We start from the raw sequence: 18919 nt of genomic DNA, 5'->3' as shown, positions 1-18919 counted from the left end.
ATAGAACATGCTAGGGTATAGGAAAAATATTTAGGGGGAGGATTTCTTTGAAAAAGCTAGCAATCATCTTTTTTTCACTCGTGTTCGTTGTGTTAGTAACAGATATTGTAGCGAAGGCTGAACAGGAACAAGTATTAACTGTTGATGAAGCAATTCAATTGTTTCAGCAGCAAGGAAAGAAACAAGCGGTTGTAGAGGGGTATATTGTTGGGTACACGCAAAATCCAGGTAAATATACGAAAGACCCAGCGAAATTTGGAGATACAAATGTTGCAATTGCTGCTTCTCCGGATGAAATAAACGCGGATAAAATTATGCCGGTTCAGCTTCCAATAGGTGAAGTTCGTAAAGCAGTGAATGTAAAAGATCACCCAGAAAATATAGGGAAAAAAGTGCGTTTAACAGGTACGTTAGATAGTTATTTCAGCAGTCCAGGGTTAAAATCTGTTACAGCTTATGCGTTTCAAGATAATGAGAATCATAAGGTGAGCGATGTAATCGCTAATCCAAATGGGGGCGAAGTAGAAAAAGGAACAGCTGTAACATTAACAACAGCAACAGAAGGTGCTGCTATCTATTACACATTAGATGGATCCAATCCAACGGCTCAGAGTATCCTTTATAATGAACAAATTGTACTTAATGAAAATAGTGTCATTAAAGCGATTGCAGTGAAAGAGGGATTTGAAGATTCTCGCATTGCGACATTCTCGTTTACGATTGTGAAAAATGACCCTATTCGCATTCATGATATTCAAGGGAAATCGCACGTTTCTGCTTATGATGGAAAAGATGTAAAAGTCGTTACAGGTATTGTTACACAAGTAGATAAATATGGGTTTTATATGCAGGATCCGCAGCCTGATGAAGATCCAGCTACTTCAGAAGGAATTTATGTTTATAAAAAAGATGGAGGCGTGAAAGTAGGCGATCTCATTTCTGTAGATGGACAGGTAGCAGAATTTATCGGACCAGGATATGCAGAACGTTTTGATACAGATTTATCGATTACAGAAATTAAAGCAAAGAGCGTTACAATTAAAGCGAGTAATCAAAAATTGCCAGAAGCAGTAGTATTGGGAGAAAACGGTGTAAAAATACCAGACACAGTTATTGATAATGATGGATTCGGTATGTTTGATCCGGCAGAAGATGCAATTGATTTTTATGAAAGTTTAGAAGGAATGCTTGTAACACTGCCACAACCAAAAGTGATTGCACCGCAAAAAAACGGTAATTTATATGTAACGATTGCTAATAGCAGTCAGAAAGTAACGACAAAATTCGGGACGCCGCTGCTGCAAGCTGACAATTTAAATCCGGAGCGCCTTTCCGTTAAGGTCGCACGTAATTATGTAGCAAAAGCAGGAGATCAACTTCTTGGAGATGTAACAGGTATAGTTGGTTACGACTACGGAAATTATCGTATTGCTCCAATAGGGGAGCTTCCAGCGCTGCAAGATGGTGAATTTAAACAACTTGGTGCAAATATTCAACCGCGCCTTGATAAACTCACAATTGCGACATATAACATTGAGAACTTCTCAGCAAATATAAAAGAAACGTCCGATGAAAAAGTAAGACGTCTTGCTTACGCAATTAAATACAATTTAAAGATGCCAGATATTATTGGTGTTCAAGAAATGCAAGATAACAATGGAACAATTAATGACGGTACAACAGATGCATCACTTAGTGCAAAACGTTTAATTGATGCGATTCAGGAAATTCGCGGACCAAAGTATGAGTATATAGAGATTGCACCAGAAAATAATAAAGATGGCGGTGCCCCAGGAGCAAATATTCGTGTTGGTTTCTTCTATAATCCATCTCGTGTGAAATTAGCACAAAAGCCGGTTTTACTTGAGAAAAATGTTGTACGAATTGGAGAAAACAATCCATTATTTGACGATACACGTAAACCGTTAGCTGCTGAGTTTACGTTCCAAGGCCAAAACATCGTTGTTATTTCCAATCATTTAAACTCTAAATTAGGAGATGCATCGCCGTTTGGAAAAATCCAGCCGCTTGTACTAAAAAGTGAAGCAAAACGCGTGCAACTTGCTGAGGAAGTCAATGGTTTCGTAAAAGGTATTCAGGGGCGACATGCAAATGCACCAGTTGTTGTAGTCGGTGATATGAATGACTTTGAATTTTCAAAACCAATGCAAGTATTAAAAGGCGACATCATGAAAGAAATGCTTGAAACAGTTCCACAAGAAAATCGCTATACGTATATTCATGAAGGAAATGCACAAGTGTTAGATCATATTTTCGTAACGAATAACATTGCACCGCACACCATTGTTGATCCAGTTCATTTAAATGCAAATGTCATGGAAGAGGATGGACGCATGAGCGATCATGATCCGGTACTTGCACAGGTGGATTTAAAGAAAGCTTCGTAAGGGAAAGATAAAGTGAAACTTCCATCAGTGGGGGTTTTACTGCCCGTTAATGCGGGATAAAACACACTCGTCTGTCGTACAGATGAGTGTGTTTGTTTACTTTTGTTATTTTTTGATACAATGAGAGACAATGAATTATATTTTTTAAGGAGTAATGCTGAATTTCCGTTAAAAATAAAACTTGAAAACATTGGTAAGCTATGGTAATATCATAGTCGTACTAATTGACTGGAATATTCATTCGGTCATTATTGGAGGTGACAACATGGCAATTGATCGAAAACGAGCAATTATTGAAGCTGCAACAAAATCTTTTTCCGCTTTTGGTTATAAAGCAACAACAATGGATCAAGTTGCAAAACTTGCAAATGTTGGAAAAGGGACGATTTATACGTTTTTTAAAAATAAAGAAGAGCTGTTTGGTGAAATCATTTCAAATTTAATTACCGAAATGAAGCAAGTCGCAGACACGGCAATTGATTCAAATGTATCATTTTTTGAAAATGTACATCGTGCCTTATATAGCATTTTAGAATTCCGTAAAGACCATCAACTTATGATTAAGCTTATTCAAGAAGAGCGAGATATGGGCACAAAAGAAGTGCAAGATGTTATGCGGCAATTGGATTCTGAAATTATTACATTTATTAAATCTCGTCTTGAAGTTGCAATTGCAAAAGGTGAAATTATAGCATGTGATCCAGAAATTACCGCATTTATCATGCTTCATCTGTATGTATCTCTTATTTCTGATTGGGAAAAGTATCACGAACCGTTAGAAAAAGAGCATATCGCTGAACTTTTTGAATTATATTTATTAAAGGGATTGTCAAAATAAGATAATCCTCTTATTATTATAAAATATGACCAAGTGAATGATTTGGTCATAAGTTAGTGGAGGGGAATTATAAGAAGATAGCAACGCATACGAGAAGATGAATTGGTCGTTATTTTCTTCTTTTTTTACAAAAAACTGACTAAATGAACAAAATGGTCAATAATTTAGAGGAGAGTGAAACAATGCGAGGATTTAAACTGCTTGGAAAAGAGTTTGCTACGATTCTTAAAAGCAAAAAAATCTTAGTTCCAATTATTGCAGTATTATTTATTCCAGTATTGTACGCTGGTATGTTCTTATGGGCGTTTTGGGATCCATATAGCCAATTAGATGATTTACCAGTTGCAGTCGTAAACCTTGATGAAGGTGCAGTATATAATGGAAAACCGATTGAAGCCGGTAAGGAACTTGTTGATAATTTGAAAGAAAATAAAAGCTTCAAATGGGAGTTTGTCAGCGACAAAAAAGCAAAGGAGGGAATGGACGATCGTAAATATTACATGACGATCCGCATTCCAAAAGATTTCTCTAAAAATACAACAACACTGTTGGATGAAAACCCTAAAAAATCAAAATTAGAGTACATTCCAAATGAAAGTTTAAACTTCTTATCTTCACAAATTGGTGGATCAGCCATTGAAAGTATCAAAAGTGAAGTAGCAAGTTCAGTAACGAAAACGTATGCTGAGACAATGTTTGATTCATTAAAAGATGTTTCTAAAGGTTTTGCTGATGCAAGTGAGGGAGCGGGTAAGCTTCATGATGGAACTGGTCAATTAAAAGATGGCTCACAGCAAATCACAAATGGCTTAGGTGACTTAACTAAGAAGGCAAATGATGGATTGAACCAATTAGCAACAGGTTCTAATCAAATTACGAATGGCTTAGGTGAGTTAAATAGTAAAGTAAGTGCTATGCCGAGTGGATTGAATCAGTTATTAAATGGTTCACAACAAATTACAGGTGGTTTAAATGAACTAACTAATCCTAAAGGGAAATTGCAATCAAATTTAGGTAAGTTATTGAATGGTTCGCAACAAATTACAGATGGATTAAATCAGTATACTGATCCACAAGGTGACTATCAATCTGGATTCAAAGCAGCTCAAAAAGGTGCACAAGAGATAAGCGCAGGAGCTTCTGGACTTTCACAAGGGGTATCTGAATGGAAGAAACAAGCAGATACACTAAGTGGTGTTGCGCAACAAACAGCAGGAGGAGCTCAACAGGTTTCAAAAAGCTTAGCTGATTTAAATGAACAAATTAAAAATTTACCAGAAGAATATAGAAAACAATTACAGCCTGCTGTTCAAGGAATAATGGAAGGTAGTCAACAAGTTTCCAAAGGTACAGCAGGAGTTGCACAAGGCGTACAAGGGCTAGCTGGAGAAAAAGGTGCTGGAAAAATTGAAGCTGGAGCAACACAACTCGCAAGTGGTGCTAGTGATTTAAATAAAGGAATCAATCAGCTGTCGGAAAAATCAATAGCTGGTTTAAATCAATTGGCAACTGGATCAGGGCAAGTAACAGGAGGACTAGGCCAGTTAGTAGATTCAAAAGGGGAATTCCAAACTGGCTTAAATCAATTAGCAACTGGATCAGGGCAAATAACAGGCGGTTTAAATGAATTAGCAAGTCAATCCGGCCAATTAATAAGTGGAGTAAGTGCTTTACTTGACGGTTCACAACAAATCTCAGGTGGTTTAGGTCAATTCGTAAATCCAAAAGGAGATTTCCAAAGTGGTTTAACTCAATTACAAGAAGGCTCAGGTCAAGTAACGAATGGATTGGGCGAAGCAAACGACGGTTCAAAAGAGCTTGCAACAAAACTTGGCGAGGGCGCTAAAGAAACAAGCGAAGTAAAAGGCGATGAGAAGAAATACGACATGTTCGCTGCTCCGGTGAAAGTGAAAACTGAGAAGGAAGCAGAAGTTCCAAACTACGGAACAGGCTTTACACCGTACTTCTTATCTCTTGGTTTATTCGTTGGAGCACTGTTATTATCTATCGTGTTCCCATTACGCGAAACCGTTGGTATACCAAAATCAGGATTTAGCTGGTTTATTAGTAAGTTTGGTGTACTTTTAGCTGTTGGTGTGATTCAAGCACTTATTGCGGATGCGATATTACTGTTCTGGTTAGGTGTTGAAGTACAAAGTGTTCCATACTTCGTATTATTTAGCATTATTACAAGTTTATCATTTATTGCGTTAGTTCAATTTTTAGTAACAGCTTTCAGCGATGCAGGACGTTTTGTTGCGATCTTGACATTGATTTTACAGTTAACAACAAGTGCTGGTACATTCCCGCTGGAGTTAATTCCAAAACCATTGCAAGTGTTTAACGCATGGTTCCCAATGACATATTCTGTATCAGGATTTAAAGCGGTTATTTCAAGTGGAGATTACAGCTTTATGTGGCACAATGCAGGTATTTTAATGATCTTTATCGTTCTGTTATCACTTGGAACAATCGGAACATTAACTTGGATGCATAAGCGTCAATTCGGAAAATTTGCGGAAGCAGAATAAATGAAAAAGAAGCCTAAAGGTTATGTTTTAACGAACCTTTAGGCTTTTTTATATTGTAGAGAAAGTCTTTGGTTTGTCTGAACCTTGAGGTGAGAATTTTACCCATTAACGTGTAATAGATCGAGTCTTTCTTTTTGACGAAGATGATGTTGGAAATGCATATAAATAAGTTGAAACCATTCCGCTGCGTTTAAATAGCCTAAACGCGGATGCTCTACTTTATAATCGCTTGAAATAGCTGATAATTTTGGTTCAATTTCTTTCGTTTTTTCGATAAGTTGTAACAGACCTTGTTTAATGTCTTCTTTATTCGTTGGGTTGTTCGGTGTATATTCAGGGTGAGCAGGTACTTTAATTTGGATAGGAGGAAATCCTCCCATTGCGTAAATTTTTTCTCCGGCTTCTGTTTTATCCCCGCCAACAGTTGCTGTTTTATTTTCACATTTTTCAATAGCTGCTATTTGCATATGGAAAGTTGATAAAATTAGATGATTGTACATTTGTCCAAGTGACCATTCTTCATCGGAAGGTTTTTTTATAAATAGTTCTAATGGGTATTTCTGCAGCTCTTTTATATAATACGTTGCTAACTCTTCAAACTTCTCCAAAACGACACTTGTTTCGATGTTACATACTCCCTTTCTTATTATAATTAAGTTCTTTTCTCTTATTATAAAGAAGTATTACTGACACCATTATGTCAGCAGTTGGAATAAAAATACATATTTTTTTGCTAAAGCGTTTGCTGTTACGATTCTTTTTTGTAGCAATTCCGGATAATGGAAAGTGAACAATCTGTTCGATTCATATATCATCCTTTCTAGGGTTATAAGCTTACCTTATACTACTAATTACAACACCAAAATAAATTCGAACTATAGAGCCATTTTTCCTGCAGTTTATAGCGTTAATTTACTAGTTTTTAAGTTTTACAATATTAATATAGTAATTTCACGTCAAGGTGTCTTGCGGTTTCCAATTATATACTATATAATTCTAAATAAGAAAACGTTTTCATTCAAAGGGGGAGAATTTCGTGTCGACGATCGAGGACGTAGCGAAATTAGCGGGGTTATCAAGAACAACGGTTTCTCGGGTAATTAATAACCATCCGTATGTATCGGAAGAGAAAAAAAAGAGAGTACAATTAGCGATGAAACACCTTGGATTTGTTCCTAATTCTGCGGCGAGAAGACTTCGTAAGCAAAAGACGGAAACGATTGCAGTTTTGGTTCCGCGCGTGACAGATCCTTTTTTCAGTAAATTTATTGAGGCAATTGAAATTGTAGCTTCAGATCATAAATATAAACTGATTATTTGTCAAACAAGATATTTACCAGAAAAAGAGATGGAGTATTTACAATTGTTATCTACGAAACAAGTAGATGGAATTATCTTATGTTCACTTGAAAATCAGTGGGAGGATGTTGAGCCTTATTTACAACATGGACCAATTGTTTTATGCAATGAATATATTGAAGAAGCAAACATTCCAACTGTAAACTTTGATCATGCACAAGGAGCTTACATAGCAGCGAAGCATGTGTTAGATCAAGGATATCGTCATCTTGTCTTTTGTCGGGGGAAAGAGACAAAGGTGATAAATCAACAGCGAAAAATGGGCTTTTTGCGTGCTGTAACAGAAAAAAGCAAACAAGTTGAGTCGATTGATTTCATTGAAAGCGCTTACTCTGTTGAGGATGGAAAAAACATGTTTTATGAGCTTTTACAAGACAAAAAAAATCCTACCGCTATTTTGGCAGGGGGAGATGAAGTCGCAGCAGGAATTATCACAGAAGCAAACAAACACGACTGGAGCATTCCTGACGATTTAGCTGTAGTTGGTTTTGATAATCAGTTCTTATCACAAATTATAGATTCAGGTATTACAACAATCGATCAGCCAATTGATGACATGGCGCGTAAAGTTATCGAACTGATGATGGATAAAATTCATACGAAAAATTATCGAAATAAAGAAGTGTACGAGTTTGAACTGGAGCTCTTGGTGAAAGGGTCAACGGTGAAAGGTACAATGATGCCAGCCTAGTAGATGATATCTGCTAGGTTTTTCTTATGTTTACAATCTATTATTCTTCGTGCGTACAATCGTCGCATTTGTTATGGTACGCTTCGTGCTGCTCATCAATCTCTCTTCCGCATTGGGAACAAGTTTTTGCCGGTAAATTTCTAAAAAAATCCATTGGTTGATCTATCATGTAAATCCCTCCATTTCCAATTGTTACTATTATTGTATTAGTACAAATGATTAAAGTCAACAACTGTTTTATAACAAATTTAGAAATAATGAAAATGTGTAGAAAATCCATTATAGTTAAGAATGTAGAATAGAAAGTGAAACAATAATTAATGGATTAGAAAGGGTGAATACATATGAAAATGACAGTTGTTGGCTTTTGGGGCGGTTTTCCAGAAGCGGGAGAAGCAACGTCTGGATATTTATTTGAACACGATGGCTTTCGTTTACTTATCGACTGTGGCAGCGGTGTACTAGCACAGATTCAAAAATACATAACGCCTTCTGATATAGATGCTGTTCTGTTATCACATTATCATCACGATCATGTTGCTGATATTGGGGTACTTCAGTATGCTCGCTTAATCACAAGTATGACAAATGGTGTATTACCAGAACTGCTGATTTATGGCCATACTTTTGATGCAAAAGGATTTGCATCGTTAACACATACACCGTATACAAAAGGGGTTCCTTACAACCCAGCGGATACATTACAAATTGGTCCATTTTCCATTTCCTTCTTACAAACAGTGCATCCTGCTATATGTTTTGCGATGCGTATTACAGCTGGTGAGAAAACTGTTGTATACACAGCAGATTCTAGTTACATGCCAAAGTTTGTTTCATTTGCACAAAATGCAGATGTATTTATTTGTGAATGTAACATGTATGCACATCAAGATGGATCAAAAGCTGGGCATATGAATAGTACAGAAGCAGGAGAAATTGCAAAACAAGCAAATGTAGGAGAGCTGCTTTTAACTCATTTGCCGCATACAGGCAATTTATCTGATTTAGTAGCGGAAGCAAAACAAATTTTTAACGGCCGCATTGTGCTTGCTCATAGCGGTTACGTTTGGGAATCTTGAGGTGAAACGATGTTATTTATTGATAATAAAGGAATTACAGATCCAACGATAAATTTAGCGATTGAAGAATATTGTGTGAAAAACTTAAATATTAACGAAACGTATTTACTGTTTTACATCAACGAGCCATCTATCATTATTGGAAAGAATCAAAACACAGTAGAAGAAATTAATGCTGATTATGTGCGTGAAAAGGGAATTCACGTTGTAAGACGTCTTTCTGGAGGCGGTGCTGTATATCATGATTTAGGAAACTTAAACTTTAGCTTTATTACGAAAGATGACGGAGATAGCTTTAACAATTTTAAAAAGTTTACAGAACCGGTGACAATAGCGCTTGGGAAATTAGGGATTAACGCAGAATTAAGCGGCCGTAACGATATTTTAGCGGAAGGAAGAAAAATTTCTGGTAACGCTCAGTTTGCGACAAAAGGCCGTATGTTTAGTCATGGTACGTTATTATTTGATTCCGAAATTGACCATGTTGTATCTGCATTAAATGTAAAAATGGATAAAATTCAATCAAAAGGAATTAAATCAATTCGCAGCCGCGTTGCAAATATTACGGAATTTTTAAATGAGAAAATTACAATTGAAGAATTTAAACAGCTGCTTTTAGAAAATATTTTTGAAGGCGAAAGTGAAATTCCAACATATGAATTAACGGAAGAAGATTGGAAAGAAATCTATAAAATCTCAGAAGAACGTTATCGGAATTGGGACTGGAACTACGGAAAATCCCCAAAATTTAACTTGCAACATTCACACCGTTTCCCGGTTGGACAAGTAGATGTTCGGTTAGAAGTACAAAAAGGTGTAGTCTCAGAATGTAAGATTTACGGGGATTTCTTCGGTGTTGAAGATGTACGCGACATTGAAGAACGTTTAAGTGGTAAGGTGTTTGATAAAGAGGCATTTGCTGAGGCGTTAGCTGATGTAGAAGTACCACGTTATTTTGGTAATATAACAAAAGAAGATTTCTTATCTTTATTCTTTTAAGGAGATAAAAAACAGCCATATCTTACGTATGGTTGTTTTTTTATATTTGTTTCATGAAATGTAACTTGCGGCCTTAATTTTCTTTTAATATAATGTATTTAGAATTTTTAAAATTTTATAAAAGGTGGGGGTTTTTGTGAATCTCGTTCAAACATTAGCCAAAACGGTGAACAAGGCAGGGAGCAAGCCGGCTTATATTTTTCAAGATCAGGCGGTCTCATATGACCAATTTAACGAATTAGTCATCAAGTTTTCTAGTAGTTTAGCAAAAATGGGCATTGGAAAAGGTGACAATGTTGCATTAATTGTTGGGAATTCACCGCACTTTTTAATCGGTTTATACGGGGCAATGCGTGCGGGAGCCACCGTTATTCCAGTCAATCCGATTTATACACCAGATGAACTATATTACATTTTACAAAATGGAGACGTTAAAGCAATCATCACACTAGACATCCTTCTACCAATTATACAATCACTTACATCAAGACTTCCTTCCATCGAGAACATCATCATTTGTGAAACCTCAGCAAATTCAACTCATGAAGAAACCGAAAAAATGAAAACGTTTACGAATTTAGTAGCCAGCGGAGATCTCGCTTTTCAAGGTCCAGATATACAAGAGGAAGATGTTGCTGTTATTTTATATACATCTGGAACGACAGGAAAGCCAAAAGGGGCGATGTTAACACACAAAAATTTATACAGTAATGCAAGCGATGTTGCTTCGTATTTACAGTATTCAGAGCATGACCGTATTATTGCAGCTCTTCCGATGTTCCATGTATTTTGTTTAACGGTTGCAGTCAATGCGCCAATTGTAAACGGTGCAACGATTTTAATGTTGCCAAAGTTTAGTCCGAAAGAAGTATTTCGTATTTGTCGTACATACGAAGCTACGATATTTGCAGGTGTGCCGACTATGTACAATTATTTATTTTTATATGAGGACGCCAGTGCAGAAGATGTTCATACGCTGCGTCTTTGTATTTCAGGCGGTGCGTCTATGCCTGTTGCCCTTCTTACAAACTTTGAAGAAAGGTTTGATGTTATTGTTTCGGAAGGATATGGATTATCAGAGGCATCACCTGTCACTTGTTTCAATCCGCTTGATCGTTCGCGTAAGCCAGGTTCAATCGGAACGAATGTTCAGAATGTGGAAAACAAGGTTGTAAATGAAATGGGTGAGGAAGTACCAGTTGGCGAAGTTGGAGAATTAATCGTCCGTGGCCCAAATGTAATGAAGGGCTATTACAAAGCGCCGGAAGATACAGCAGCAACAATTCGTGATGGCTGGCTGTATACAGGTGATTTAGCAAAAATGGATGAAGAAGGTTATTTTTACATTGTAGACCGGAAAAAAGATATCGTCCTTGTTGGCGGTTATAACGTCTACCCGCGCGAAGTAGAAGAAGTGTTATATATGCATGAAGCTGTTGCTGAAGTTGTTGTCATCGGTGTTCCAGATGAAAGTTTAGGTGAAGCAGTGAAAGCATATGTCGTACTAAAAACGGCAAATGTTACAGTAGAAGAACTTATGGCATACTGTTCGTTGCATCTTGCGAAATATAAAGTACCGAGCAGTATTGAATTTTTAGAGGAACTTCCGAAAAATACGACAGGAAAGATTTTGAGAAGGGCATTAAAAGAGAAGGCGATACAAGTATAGGTGAGAAGCTGTCAATAGGACAGCTTTTTCTTTTTTCGTACAGAAAAAATAGTATAATGAAACTATTACATCTAGAAAGAGGGTATTTCTATGGGGAAAATTCACATTATTCATGAAAATAAAGAGTGGACAACTCATCTTATAAAAAGGTTGGAAGAACTTGGACTTCCATATGAAGAATGGCATTTAGACGAAGGTATTGTTGATCTTTCTTCTGTTCCGCCAGAAGGCGTATTTTATAACCGAATGAGCGCTTCTTCTCATACGAGAAATCACCGCTTTGCACCGGAGCTTACTGCTGCTGTACTTGCTTGGTTAGAACAACATAACCGAAAGGTGTTCAATGGAAGCAGAGCATTGCAACTTGAAGTAAGTAAAGTTGCACAATATATGGCACTAAACGCTCAAGGAATTCGTACACCAAAGACAATCGCAGCTGTTGGTAAGGATCATATTATAGAAGCGGCAGCTCAATTTGAAGGACGTCCATTCATTACGAAACATAACCGCGCTGGAAAAGGATTAGGGGTTCAATTGTTCCAGTCTGTTGCTTCTTTAAAAGATTATGTAGAAAGCGCAGCGTTTGAAGAACCGGTAGATGGTATTACGTTGATTCAAGAATATATACAAGCTCCTGAACCTTATATTACGCGTTGTGAATTTGTTGGCGGAAAGTTTGTGTATGCAGTTCAGGTCGATACATCGAAAGGGTTCGAATTATGCCCTGCTGATGCTTGTCAAATTGGAGATTTGTTCTGTCCTGTTGGCGAAAAAGCACCGGAAAAACCGAAGTTTCAAATTGTAGAAGGATTTAACGACCCAATTATTCAAAAATATGAGGCTGTTTTGGCCGCTAACAATATAGCGATCGCTGGCATTGAGTTCATTCGAAATGCTGATGGTGAAATTTTCACTTATGATATTAATACGAACACAAACTACAATGCTGACGCTGAAGCAGTTGTTGGGAAATACGGAATGTTAGAGATTGCGAAGTTTCTTGGCAGTGAATTAGAGAAATTATAATAGAGTGGGAAGAAAGCTGCTGATGGGTAGCTTTCTTTTTATTAAAAGGTTAAAAGTTTTATATAATAAAAGCAAAAAACATCAAGAAGAAAATTCCAGTCCCCTTTATGATAATACATATAAGGCAGGTGAACAGAGATGGAAAGTTATGAAATACAAATTCAAAAGGTAATAGATTATATTGAAGAAGATGTAATGGAAAAGCAAACGTTAGCGAACCTTGCTCGCATTGCAGGATTTTCGGAGTTTCATTTCCACCGTGTGTTTCAAGCGCTGGTAGGAGACTCTGTGATGGAGTATGTACGAAAGAGAAGGCTAGCCCGGGCAGCTTATCAGCTTTCTCACACAGAGGAGAAAATTCTCGATGTTGCACTAGAGCACGGCTTTCAATCTCATGAAACGTTCACGCGCGCCTTTAAAAAGCTGTTTCATATGACGCCGAGTGCATATCGAAAGCAAAAGATTCCAACGCCGTTATATTCCAAAGTGAATGTGATGCAGCGGAAATTTAATCCGTATTTAGGAGGAATCCAAATGGAATTTCGTATAGAAACAAAGCCAGCTTTTCAAGTGATTGGGTATGAAATGAAGACAACAAGTAAAGAAGGACAAAATCTAAAAGATATCCCAGCGATGTGGGAAAATTATTTGCAAAATAACCTTGCAGACAACATTCCAAACCGTAAGTATACGAACGAATGTGTAGAATTAGGAATGTGTACAGATTTTAATTTAGAAACAGGGGAAATTACGTATATTATCGGAATGGAAGCAACAAGCTTTGATGGTGTATCAAGCGAGATGACGTGCCGTACATTTCCAGAAGCAACGTATGCTGTATTTACAACGCCAAAAGTTCCGCACGAAGAAATGGTAGCATCGATTCAGCAAACGTGGAATGCCATCTTTACAGAGTGGTTTCCGCATTCTGGCTACGAACACTCTGGTGTTGTAGAGTTTGAATTATATGATGAGCGGTGTCATGCAGATAAGCACGAGCTTGCACAACTAGAGATCTGGTTGCCAGTGCAAAAGAAAAAGTAAAAAGAAACTGCTCCCCAAAGGCACTTACTTGCCTTTGGGGAGCAGTTTCTTACTGTGTACGTATGTCGAATATTGCTGAAGCGCCGATATGTTGTGTCGAATGGTCGATATATCTTAAAAAGCGCCGATATATGAAGTGATTCCGCCGATATATTTAGAAAAGCGCTGATATCGTATTATTTGTCTGTTGCAATAGGAACAATATATATGGTAAGTTGCGATATTTTTCAGCATATAAATCACTGCTATGCAGCACAAAAAATGACCTGCACTCGCTTCCTCGCTTTGTTTTAACCATTGCATGTGGCAGGAAAAGGCCCTGAACGCTTCTATGCATGGCCAGATGCTCTTGCCCACCTAAAAAAAGGTTTTGTCGGTTTTTCAATTTGTATTTATTTACATTTCCTCTTTAATTTTCTCTAACACTTGTTTACTATCAAATCCGCGTTCCCCCATGCCAAATACTTCGATTAAACGATTGTTTTCATCTAGTAGATAAGAATTTGAAGTATGAATGTAAAGACCGCTTCCAGGATCGCGATAGCGGAAGTTAAAAGATTCGGCTAGTTGTTTCGTTTCTTCCTCATCACCGCGCAGCAGGTGCCAACCTTTCGTTTGTTTCATGTCAAACGTTTTGGAGTAATTTTCTAGCACTTCTTTCGTATCGTATTTCGGATCAATGGTAATTGTAATAAATTCGATTTTTGTTCCGAAAACTTTCTCTTTCACAAGCTCATCTCGTAAATATTTCATTTTATATGTTGTAACAGGACAAATATCTGGACATTTTGTATACATAAATTCTACTAATTTTAATTTTTTCGGTAATTTATCAAATGATACAGGTGCGCCGTTTACATCTTCCATAACAATCCCCTTTGGTATTTCCGCTGATGCTTTTCGGTAACCGGTAAAATAAAAAATACCAACCCCAATTGCGATAATAAGTCCTAATGTAAAAGTAATATACAGTTTTTTCATTCCAACCCCTCCCAACTTTATTTTATAAGAAAAATCTGAAAAATAAGGAGGGAGTGAGTGAATATTACATGACAATTCATCGTATTGGCTTGTTCTATTTTTCGAGGAACGAACTACAATAATAATAGACAGGCAGCGATGAGGAGGAGAAAACATGCGAAAAGTTATGAGGTGGACACTTTTTTTGTATGCCCTATTTGCTTTATTTATATATTGGTACTTGTTTGGATGGAATCATGAGATGATACCGGAAGCGTATAAAGGAACAAGTGCAGATCCGGCAACATTTATGAATGCGAAGGAGCTGATGCTTAGTCAAGATTACTCTCGGGTGAAAAATTTATTATTTTTCTTAGCGACGCCGCTGCAATGGATTGTTTTATTATTCGCACTTGTTCTTGGAGTATCAAAGCGGTTTGAAAAATGGGCGAAAGAGACAACAAAAGTACGGGCACTGCAAATTGCGATTTATTTGTTTTATTTATCACTTGTGACAACAGCGCTAGCATTGCCGCTGCAATGGATTGGTCATCAAGTGTCTATTGATTACGGCATTTCTACGCAATCAACGGCAAATTGGATAAAGGAACATGTGCTTGATTTTTGGGTCAACTTTTTCCTTATGTTTCTCACGGTGTCTGTGCTATTATGGCTCATTAAAAAATATCCAAAACGTTGGTGGCTATATGGCTGGGCGCTCTCGGTTCCATTCACCATCTTTTTAACGTTCATCCAGCCGGTAGTTATTGATCCGCTATATAATGATTTTTCTACGCTTCATAATGAGAAGCTTGAGAAAAAGATTTTAGCATTAGCTGATAAAGCGAATATTCCAGCAGAGCATGTGTATGAAGTGAATATGTCAGAGAAAACAAATGCGTTAAATGCATATGTAACGGGGATTGGCTCGAATTCTCGCATTGTTTTATGGAATACAACACTTGAGCAGTTAAAAGATAAAGAAATATTATTTATTATGGCACATGAAATGGGTCATTACGTGATGAAGCATATATATTGGGGCGTTGGAAGTTATATTATCTTAACTTTCGTTGGCATGTACCTCATTAACCGCATTATTCAAGCGTGTATTCGTAAGTGGGGAGATACACTGCATATTCCTAAGATAGCTAGTTTCTCAGTTTTACCACTATTTTTTCTCGTATCTTCTATGCTTTCCTTTGCGGTAAGTCCTGCAACAAATTACGTATCGCGCATTGAAGAGAGAGCGGCTGATCAATATGCATTAGATATGACGAAGGATAGTCAGTCGGGGGTCAAAACATTTCAATATTTATCGAAGACGAGTTTAAGTCAAGTGAACCCGCCGGCTTTGGTGAAATTTTTCTTGTATACGCATCCGCCAATTTTTGAGAGAATTCATACGTTTGAGGAGTATAAGAGGAAATAATGATTAAGTTAAGTGTTTATTAAGGACAAAAATTAAAAAGAACAAGTAGATTTCTATTATAAAGGCTAGAATCTACTTGTTCTTTTCTTGTTATATAAATCCTTTTTCATTTTTCAATGTATAAGTCGTTGTTACGCAGAACAAAACATTACCTGAACTCGCTTTCTCCTTTTGTTTTAACCCTTGCATGTGGCAGGAAAAGGCCGTGACCGCTTCTATGCATGGCCAGACGCTCTCGCGACCTAAAAAGAAAGATTGTTTTTTATAGTTCACATCCCTAATTTACAGTGTAAATTGTGTTTTTTGATCACTTAGATCATTATCAAATACATTTGCGGTACTAACCCCATTAAAAATTTTTAGTGTTTTTGCTGCATTTGATGATCCAGAGCCATGATGTTCTTTATTTCGGAATTCAGGAGTTACATTGTATTGGTCACCTAAATTTACATTCCCATTACATTGTGAAATGATAATGCTGTCAACAATTGCAGGCATGCTCTCCACCTCTTTTTTATTTTTATCCCGCTATTCGCGGGTTTTCCATCAGTGGGGGATGAAAAAACCTCCACTGATGGAAGTTTCACTTTATTGTATGCTATTTATTTTGAAAAAAAGTTTGTTTATAAAAATAAGTATATTGGTAGGGTATTCTTTTTTTGTATGTGGAAAATATAGTGAAATGAAAATGTGAAGGCAAGGGGGGAGAGAGATGAAAAAGATTGTGCCAAGAACAAATCTTGAAAGATGGTTGGATGGCTTGTCACTTTTTGGAATTGCTGTGATGCTTGTATATATTGGTTTTATTTGGCCGTCTTTACCGCATACGATTCCAACTCATTTTGGATTTAATGGGGAAGCGGATGGATTTGGTGGAAAAGGGAATATTTTTATTCATCCAATTGTTGGTTTAGGATTATATATTTTATTTCATCTTTTAAGTCGCTTTCCTCAGTTGTTTAACTATCCTCCCCATGTTACAGAAGAACAGAAACAACAATTATATATTCTCTCGCGCACATTATTAGGATGGTTACAGTTTGAAATTATTATATTTGGGGTATATAGTACTTGGGAAAATGCGCAAATTGCAATGCAAAGAGAATTTGGATTTTCTACTATTTCGTTTGTTACATTTCTCATTGTATTATTTAGTACAATGATATTTTATATAGTTAGAAGTTTACGGGAATCAAAAAAAATTACCCTTTAAATCTGAAGCTGAAATTTCATTAGATGAACAGAGTTGTTTAGCTAATGAAATTGTAGATTTAAAATAAAGTTGCACTGTTTACAAAAAAGTCATACCGTTTTGTTTCTTTTTGATTAAAGAATTCTAAATGAGTCTTAATCAAACTTTTTTATAAAATCGCTATACCAATTAGTAAGTAAGGAATTCATTTTGATTAATCTTTTTTCGAAATGGATTCTTTTTATTTGCTCTAAAATGAGGGTTTATTAAGGATTTTTGATCAAACTTTATTACAAAGCAACATCAAGTAATATTATGAATCTATGAAAAAGTTGTTTTTTATTTTTAAAAAAAATATTTCTTTGACCCCTATAAAATTTTCATTCCCTCCGAATATGTATAGTGAAGAAAGCAAATGGAGGAATAAATAATATGAAAAAGGTACTATTAAAAGGAACTATGGTAACTATGATGGCATGCAGTCCGTTTCTAATGGGAACAGCAGCGTATGCTAGCGAAAACACAGACGCGGTAAAAACAACGGAAACAGAAAAACCATCTCTAGTACAAGGCGATTTCTTTTATTTCGTGAAAACGATGGTGGAAGATATTAAAATGGCTCTTGCGACAAACGATTTAGAGAAGGCGAAGCTATTGTCCGAGCAAGCGGCGGAACGAATTGCTGAAGCGGGCGTACTAAACGATAAGGGAAAAGACGATTTTACACAAGATACATTAGAAAAAGCGGCGAAGGACTTAGAAAAAGCAGATAAGCTTTCAGGAGACGAGAAAACAGAAACAGAAAAGTCTGATGGCGAAGAGAAAACAGAAATAGAAAAGCCTGCTGGTGAAGAGAAAACAGAAACAGAAAAGTCTGATGGCGAAGAGAAAACAGAAACAGAAAAGCCTGCTGGCGAAGAGAAAACAGAAACAGAAAAGCCTGCTGGCGAAGAGAAAACAGAAACAGAAAAGCCTGCTGGTGAAGAGAAAACAGAAACAGAAAAGCCTGCTGGTGAAGAGAAAACAAAGACAGAAAAGCCCGTTAGTAAAGAAGAAAAAGAAGCAGCGAAAGTAAAAGTACACATCGGAAACAACATCGAAGCATTAGCAAAAGTACTTGATAAAGTTCAAAATCCGAAAGCAAAAGCTGCAATTACCAAAAATATAGAGAAGAGTTTTTCAAAGATTGCAGCTAAAATAGAGAAAGAGCAAGAAAAACAAGCCGCTGCTATTGCAAAAGAAAGCAAGAAAGCAGAGAAAAATACAGAAGTAACTCCAGAACAACCGGCACAACCAGTACAACCAGAACAAGTAACGCAACCGGCACAACCAGCGCAACCGGCACAACCGGCACAACCGGCACAACCGGCACAACCGGCACAACCAGCGCAACCGGCACAACCAGCGCAGCCAGCAAAACCGGCACAACCAGCGCAGCCAGCAAAACCGGCACAACCAGCGCAACCAGCAAAACCGGCTGTTTCTCATGAGAAGCATGAGCAATCAAACCAAAAGGGTCAAACAGAAAACGATGATCATCAAGGAAACAATGATCATCAAGGAAACGATGATCATCAAGACAACGGTAAAAAAGTTGGTCACGACAAGCAAGAAGAAAAGCACAAAGAAAAGCAGTAAGAAATTGTGGTATAATGGTCACTTCTTTAGTGACCATTTTGCTATTTGAAGCA

General features: G+C 36.9%; 15 protein-coding genes and 1 pseudogene. 12 read left to right on the top strand and 4 right to left on the bottom strand.

All coding sequences use genetic code 11. The features are described from left to right. Positions 1–140: 140 nt before the first annotated feature. The 3 genes and pseudogenes from LRP84_RS10615 to LRP84_RS10605 form a co-directional block, all read left to right on the top strand. Positions 141–2408: pseudogene (locus LRP84_RS10615) on the top strand (DUF6359 domain-containing protein); the annotation flags it as partial. Between the two features lie 265 nt (positions 2409–2673). Further along, entirely contained in the window at positions 2674–3246 is a 573-nt protein-coding gene (locus LRP84_RS10610; RefSeq protein WP_230575047.1) for a TetR/AcrR family transcriptional regulator, read from the top strand. 182 nt (positions 3247–3428) lie between these two features. After that, the gene (locus LRP84_RS10605) at positions 3429–5777 is read left to right on the top strand and encodes a YhgE/Pip domain-containing protein (RefSeq protein WP_230575046.1); all 2349 of its coding nucleotides are present in this window, start codon (positions 3429–3431) and stop codon (positions 5775–5777) included. A gap of 98 nt (positions 5778–5875) precedes the next feature. Here LRP84_RS10605 and LRP84_RS10600 read toward each other — a convergent pair whose 3' ends face one another. Further along, positions 5876–6385 (bottom strand): DinB family protein, encoded by a 510-nt coding sequence (locus LRP84_RS10600; RefSeq protein WP_437438775.1) that lies wholly within the window; start codon positions 6383–6385, stop codon positions 5876–5878. 428 nt (positions 6386–6813) lie between these two features. Between LRP84_RS10600 and LRP84_RS10595 the strand changes: the two genes are divergently transcribed. After that, entirely contained in the window at positions 6814–7827 is a 1014-nt protein-coding gene (locus LRP84_RS10595) for a LacI family DNA-binding transcriptional regulator (RefSeq protein WP_230575045.1), read from the top strand. A 40-nt stretch (positions 7828–7867) separates the two neighbouring features. Here the strand turns inward: LRP84_RS10595 and yhfH are convergent, their stop codons facing one another. Further along, positions 7868–7996 (bottom strand): protein YhfH, encoded by a 129-nt coding sequence (gene yhfH / locus LRP84_RS10590; protein ID WP_230575044.1) that lies wholly within the window; start codon positions 7994–7996, stop codon positions 7868–7870. A 175-nt stretch (positions 7997–8171) separates the two neighbouring features. Between yhfH and LRP84_RS10585 the strand changes: the two genes are divergently transcribed. The 5 genes from LRP84_RS10585 to LRP84_RS10565 all read left to right on the top strand — a co-directional run bounded on the left by LRP84_RS10585 (position 8172) and on the right by LRP84_RS10565 (position 13644). Then, positions 8172–8906 carry an MBL fold metallo-hydrolase gene (locus LRP84_RS10585; protein WP_230575043.1) on the top strand — a complete coding sequence of 245 codons (735 nt, stop codon included), beginning with the start codon at positions 8172–8174 and terminating at the stop codon, positions 8904–8906. Positions 8907–8915: 9 nt separating this feature from the next. Continuing rightward, positions 8916–9905, top strand: coding sequence for a lipoate--protein ligase (gene lplA / locus LRP84_RS10580; protein WP_230575042.1), 990 nt, complete (start codon positions 8916–8918; stop codon positions 9903–9905). Positions 9906–10041: 136 nt separating this feature from the next. After that, positions 10042–11574 (top strand): fatty acid--CoA ligase family protein, encoded by a 1533-nt coding sequence (locus LRP84_RS10575; RefSeq protein WP_230575041.1) that lies wholly within the window; start codon positions 10042–10044, stop codon positions 11572–11574. A 90-nt stretch (positions 11575–11664) separates the two neighbouring features. Beyond that, on the top strand, positions 11665–12600 hold the full coding sequence (locus tag LRP84_RS10570; protein ID WP_098306064.1) for an ATP-grasp domain-containing protein: 936 nt from the start codon (positions 11665–11667) through the stop codon (positions 12598–12600). A 138-nt stretch (positions 12601–12738) separates the two neighbouring features. After that, the gene (locus tag LRP84_RS10565; RefSeq protein WP_230575040.1) at positions 12739–13644 is read left to right on the top strand and encodes an AraC family transcriptional regulator; all 906 of its coding nucleotides are present in this window, start codon (positions 12739–12741) and stop codon (positions 13642–13644) included. Positions 13645–14040: 396 nt separating this feature from the next. On the opposite strand, the gene LRP84_RS10560 is transcribed toward LRP84_RS10565, so the two are convergent. After that, complete coding sequence (locus LRP84_RS10560; protein WP_230575039.1) at positions 14041–14625, bottom strand: SCO family protein; 585 nt, start codon at positions 14623–14625, stop codon at positions 14041–14043. Between the two features lie 154 nt (positions 14626–14779). On the opposite strand from LRP84_RS10560, the gene LRP84_RS10555 reads away from it, so the two are divergent. Further along, on the top strand, positions 14780–16036 hold the full coding sequence (locus tag LRP84_RS10555) for a M48 family metallopeptidase (RefSeq protein WP_230575038.1): 1257 nt from the start codon (positions 14780–14782) through the stop codon (positions 16034–16036). Positions 16037–16318: 282 nt separating this feature from the next. Here the strand turns inward: LRP84_RS10555 and LRP84_RS10550 are convergent, their stop codons facing one another. Next, positions 16319–16534, bottom strand: coding sequence for a spore germination protein (locus LRP84_RS10550; protein ID WP_230575037.1), 216 nt, complete (start codon positions 16532–16534; stop codon positions 16319–16321). A 214-nt stretch (positions 16535–16748) separates the two neighbouring features. On the opposite strand from LRP84_RS10550, the gene LRP84_RS10545 reads away from it, so the two are divergent. Further along, positions 16749–17249, top strand: a complete 501-nt coding sequence (locus LRP84_RS10545; protein ID WP_230575036.1) for a DUF1648 domain-containing protein — start codon at positions 16749–16751, stop codon at positions 17247–17249. 411 nt (positions 17250–17660) lie between these two features. After that, entirely contained in the window at positions 17661–18866 is a 1206-nt protein-coding gene (locus tag LRP84_RS10540; RefSeq protein ID WP_230575035.1) for a DUF5667 domain-containing protein, read from the top strand. Positions 18867–18919 lie beyond the last annotated feature (53 nt).

Origin of the sequence: Bacillus rhizoplanae (assembly GCF_917563915.1) — a bacterium.
Taxonomy (GTDB): Bacteria; Bacillota; Bacilli; order Bacillales; family Bacillaceae_G; genus Bacillus_A; species Bacillus_A rhizoplanae.
The sequence above is the reverse complement of the archived record's forward strand: the minus strand, read 5'-3'. Positions and strand labels throughout refer to the sequence as shown.